Source organism: Allosphingosinicella sp. (genome assembly GCF_036387215.1).
In the GTDB taxonomy this organism is placed as follows: domain Bacteria; phylum Pseudomonadota; class Alphaproteobacteria; order Sphingomonadales; family Sphingomonadaceae; genus Allosphingosinicella.
Window position 1 is genome coordinate 1 of the sequence record NZ_DASVUE010000135.1, and the last position, 4,491, is coordinate 4,491.

The 4,491-nt window shown below is 65.5% G+C and carries 4 protein-coding genes; 2 read left to right on the forward strand and 2 right to left on the reverse strand.

The features are described 5' to 3' along the window. Window positions 1-429: acyl-homoserine-lactone synthase (locus VF662_RS05345; protein ID WP_464138672.1), on the reverse strand; the 429-nt coding region annotated here is incomplete at its 3' end. Window positions 430-549: 120 nt separating this feature from the next. Between VF662_RS05345 and VF662_RS05350 the strand changes: the two genes are divergently transcribed. After that, the gene (locus VF662_RS05350) at window positions 550-1,968 is read left to right on the forward strand and encodes a cytochrome P450 (RefSeq protein WP_464138675.1); all 1,419 of its coding nucleotides are present in this window, start codon (window positions 550-552) and stop codon (window positions 1,966-1,968) included. Here VF662_RS05350 and VF662_RS05355 read toward each other — a convergent pair. Next, window positions 1,943-2,707: a helix-turn-helix transcriptional regulator gene (locus VF662_RS05355; protein WP_464138680.1), complete on the reverse strand. Its 765-nt coding sequence runs from the start codon at window positions 2,705-2,707 to the stop codon at window positions 1,943-1,945. The genes VF662_RS05350 and VF662_RS05355 overlap by 26 nt on opposite strands. A gap of 121 nt (window positions 2,708-2,828) precedes the next feature. On the opposite strand from VF662_RS05355, the gene acs reads away from it, so the two are divergent. Then, window positions 2,829-4,491 (forward strand): acetate--CoA ligase (gene acs, locus VF662_RS05360; RefSeq protein ID WP_464138684.1); only part of this gene is annotated, 1,663 nt, incomplete at its 3' end.

The following is a 4,491-nucleotide window of genomic DNA, read 5'->3' on the forward strand; positions in this document are numbered from 1 at the left end:
CAAAGTGAAGCGCTCGACGCCGTTGATCCGGCCGAACTCGACGATCCCCATCGCCAGCAGCCTGTGGACTCGAAGGATGTTGCGCCCGTCCGCCCCCTCCGGCGTCGCCACCAGCCTCGATATTTCCCAGACGTCCTTGCCGGCGGGCGCGCCGTCGGGGCAGAGGCCGGCGAAGAGGGTGTTCAGCATGTGCGGGCCGGTCGTCGGAAGCAGCCGCACCGATCCCAAATGGCTGCTCCCGTCGGGCGACACGGCCATGATGTAGACCGCATCGTCATTGTCGAACTCGTCGATTTCGAGCCAGCTCCCCTTGCTCGGAAGCTCCCAACCCAGCCGATCGACGAAGATCCGCTTCCTGTGGTGGTGCATCTCCATCATTGCGCGGCTGAACTGCCAGCGCTGGCTCGGCTCGACGATCTTAAGCTGCATGGGCCTCTCCTCGGCCCCAAGACTAGGCCCCCGCCCCTGCCCGCCCAATATAGGCAATTACCGGGATGGATTCGCCCGCACGCATGTGGAACCGGTCGGCCATACGACCGGAGACTCTTCGTGAATGAAATCCCCAAATCTTCCGCATTCGCTCCGAACCCTGAGCGCGGCACGCGCTGGCACCTCGAAGAGGACGTATTCGAGAAGGTGGGCAAGCCTGGCCGCGAGCAGCTGAAGCACATCCCCGGCAAGAAGGGCCTCCCTTATTTCGGGATCCTCCCCGAAGCGGTGCTGGACCCGCTCAAATTCGCCGAGCGACTCCATGCCAAGCATGGACGCGTCTATTGCTTCTACGCGCTCGGCAGCTGGAACGTTCAGCTGGTGGGGCCGGAGGCGAACGAGCTCGTGCTGTTCGACAAGGACAGCACCTTCTCCGCGCACGGCGGCTGGGGGCCGGTGATCGAGCCCTTCTTCCCCGGCGCGCTGCTGATCCAGGACGGCGAGCGGCATCGTGCGAACCGGCGCATCCTCGGCGAAGCGTTCAAGCAGCAGAAGCTCACCGGCTATCAGCAGATTTTCGACCGCGACATCGAGCGCAGCATCTCGTCCTGGTCGGGCCGCACGTTCGACGTCTATGACGAGGTGAAGCGGCTGACGCTCCGGATCGCCGCCTCCACCTTCCTCGGCATCGACATGGACGAGAAGGCGGACAAGGCGCTGCGCTCGTTCAGCGACATGATGGGCGCCCTCCTTGCCATCAACCAGAACAAGTGGCTGAGCCCGGTCGCCGCGAAGGGCTTCCGCGGCAAAGCCTTCCTCGAGACCTATGTGCGCGAGCTGATCGCCGAGCGGCGGGCGAACCCCGGCGACGACATGCTCTCCCGCGTCTGCCAGGTCGGCGCCGACGATGGCGAGGGCCTGACCGAGGAGGAGATCTACAACAGCACGATCTTCCTGCTCGCGGCCGCCCACGACACGCTGGCTTCGGCCTTCACCTCGTCCGTCTACTTCCTCGCCAAGCACAGGGATTGGGCGGAACTTCTGCGCGAGGAGGTGAAGCGGGCGAAGCTTGCAAGCCCGATCGACGCCGGCACCGCATCGCTGCCGCTTCACGACATGTTCTTCAAGGAGGCGATGCGGCTCAACCCGCCCGCCCCCATCGTCTGGCGGCGCGCGGTGCGGGATTTCAGCATCTACGGATATGACATCCCCGCGGGGACGATCACCGGCATCAATCCGCTGCTCGTTCACCGCGATCCGGAGATCTGGGAGGATCCCCTCCGCTTCAACCCATTCCGCTTCACGCCCGAAGAGGAAGCAAAGCGCCACAAGCACGCCTTCGTGCCGTTCGGAAGCGGCGTCCATAAATGCCTGGGCCTGCACTTCGCTCAGCAGCAAGCGCGGATATTCCTCAGCCGGCTCGTCTCAAGCGCAGACCTCGAGGTGCACACGGACCGGGTGCAATGGTATCACTGGCCGAACTGCAGGCCGCGGAAACGGCTGCTCGCAACCGCTACTGCAAGACCTCCGAAAAGGTGATCTGCCGGTTGAACAAGGCCAGGATCATGAGCTGCTGGCGGGTCGCGACGCAATAACGGCGCTTCGCCTCCTCCATATAGGAATTGACGGTGCGGGGGCTGATGCCGAGCAGATGGCCGATGTCGGTGTCGCTCTTGCCGCGCGCCGCAAGCAGGAGGCAATCGAGCTGCCGCTCGGTCAGCGGGGCGGAAAGGACGATCGGCTCCTCGCTCGAGCGCGCGAGCCTCCGCGCAGCCTCGAAAGCATAGGTCGCGAGCGACTGCAGCGCGGACGCCATTTCCTTGGGGAAGCTGCGTCCGTGCTCGACGGCGAACTGCACCGAGCCGCTATATTCGCCCGGGATGTGGTTCGGCACCGCGAAACCTTCGCCGAGGCCGGCCCGCCGAACCTCGGCCACGCGCTGCATGTGCTTGGGCTGGAGCTGTATGAGCTCGCCGAGCTGCGACCAGAAGAATCCGGTGGTGGTGCGCTCGCAGGCGAGAAGCACGGGATCGTGCCTCCAGCCGCCCACTTCGCGCTGCCTTGCGACAAACTCGCGCGGATAATTGCCCATCTGAACGGCGCCCGGGATGGGACGGCCGAAATCGACATGGTGCGCCATCAGGAAATAATCGACGCCGAAACTGGGGACAACGTCCCCCAGCAGCCCGCGCAGCGCGGAGAGGCTCTCCACCTGGCGCACCGCGCCCGCGAAATCGCGCACCCTGGTGAAGGCATCTCGGGACGTCTGGGCATTCATGATCCGGGCGGAACCTCCGATCGGCTCTTACCAAGCCGATCTCGCGATTGATACTGGCAAGCGGGCCCGCGCAGCGGCTATCGCTAAGCAAACATTGGAACAGTCAGCCGAGCAGGTCAGCATGAGCGAGCGTATCTCTCCGCCCCGGGAAGCGACTTCCGCGACCCACTGCACTCCGGATGATTACGAGACGCTCTACCGGCGCTCGCTGGCGGAGCCGGATACGTTCTGGGGAGAGATGGCGGAGCGGATCGACTGGTTCGAGAAGCCGACCATCGTCGAGAACTGGTCGTTCGATCCGGTGGACATACGCTGGTACGAGGACGGCATCCTCAACCTCTGCCACAATTGCGTCGACAGGCACCTGCCCGAGCGCGCGGACCAGACGGCGCTCATCTGGGAAGCGGACGAGCCGGGGGTGACGAAGCGGCTCAGCTATGCGGAGCTCCACGCCGGGGTGATCCGGATGGCGAATTGCCTGAAGGCGCTCGGCGTCGCCCGCGGCGACCGGGTGACCGTTTACCTGCCGATGATCCTCGAAGCCGCCGTTGCGATGCTGGCCTGCGCACGCATCGGCGCGGTTCACTCCGTCGTGTTCGGCGGCTTCTCACCCGATGCGCTTCACGGGCGGATCGAGGATTGCGGCAGCCGCTTCGTCATCACCGCCGATGCGGGGGTGCGGGGCGGCAAGCTGGTGCCCCTCAAGGCGAATGTCGACGCGGCGCTGGAGCTCGGGGCGGAGGTGGATGCGGTGCTGGTGGTGCGCCACAAGGGCAACGACGTGACGATGATCGCCGGCCGCGACCGCTGGTACCATGAAGTGGCTGAAAGCGTCTCCGGCGACTGCCCGTGCGAACGGATGAACGCCGAGGACCCGTTGTTCATCCTCTACACCTCGGGCTCGACGGGTAAGCCGAAGGGGGTGCTCCACACGACCGGCGGCTATGCCGTCTGGACCAACGCCACCTTCCACTACGTCTTCGATTATAAGCCGGGCGAGATCTTCTGGTGCACCGCCGACGTGGGGTGGGTCACCGGCCATTCCTACATCGTCTATGGCCCGCTTTCGAACGGCGCCACCTCGCTGATGTTCGAGGGCGTTCCCAATTATCCGGATTTCGGCCGCTTCTGGGACGTGCTCGACCGGCACAAGGTCGACATCTTCTACACCGCCCCGACCGCGATCCGGGCGCTGATGCGCGAGGGCGAGGCTCCGGTGAAGGCGCATAGCCGCGGGTCGCTGCGGCTGCTCGGCACTGTGGGCGAGCCGATCAACCCGGAAGCGTGGCGCTGGTATCACGACGTGGTCGGCGAGGGCCGCGTGCCGATCGTCGACACCTGGTGGCAGACCGAGACCGGGGGGATCATGATCACCACCCTTCCAGGCGCCCACGATATGAAGCCGGGCTCCGCCGGCCGGCCGTTCTTCGGAGTCGAGCCGCAGCTGCTGGACGCCGACGGGCAGGTGCTGGAGGGGGCCGGCTCCGGCAACCTCTGCCTCGCCCGCTCATGGCCGGGGCAGATGCGCACCGTCTATGGCGACCATGAGCGGTTCGTGCAGACCTATTTCTCCACCTACACCGGCAAATATTTCACCGGCGACGGCTGCCGCCGGGACGAGGACGGTTATTACTGGATCACAGGCCGGGTGGACGACGTGATCAACGTCTCGGGCCATCGCATGGGCACCGCCGAGGTCGAGAGCGCGCTGGTGCTCCACCCGCAAGTGGCCGAAGCGGCGGTGGTCGGCATGCCCCACGAGGTGAAGGGCCAAGGCATCTACG

Bases quoted from the DNA above. Each gene is read 5' to 3' on its own strand.
- VF662_RS05355 (WP_464138680.1), bottom strand. From the start codon at position 2,707: ATGAATGCCCAGACGTCCCGAGATGCCTTCACCAGGGTGCGCGATTTC.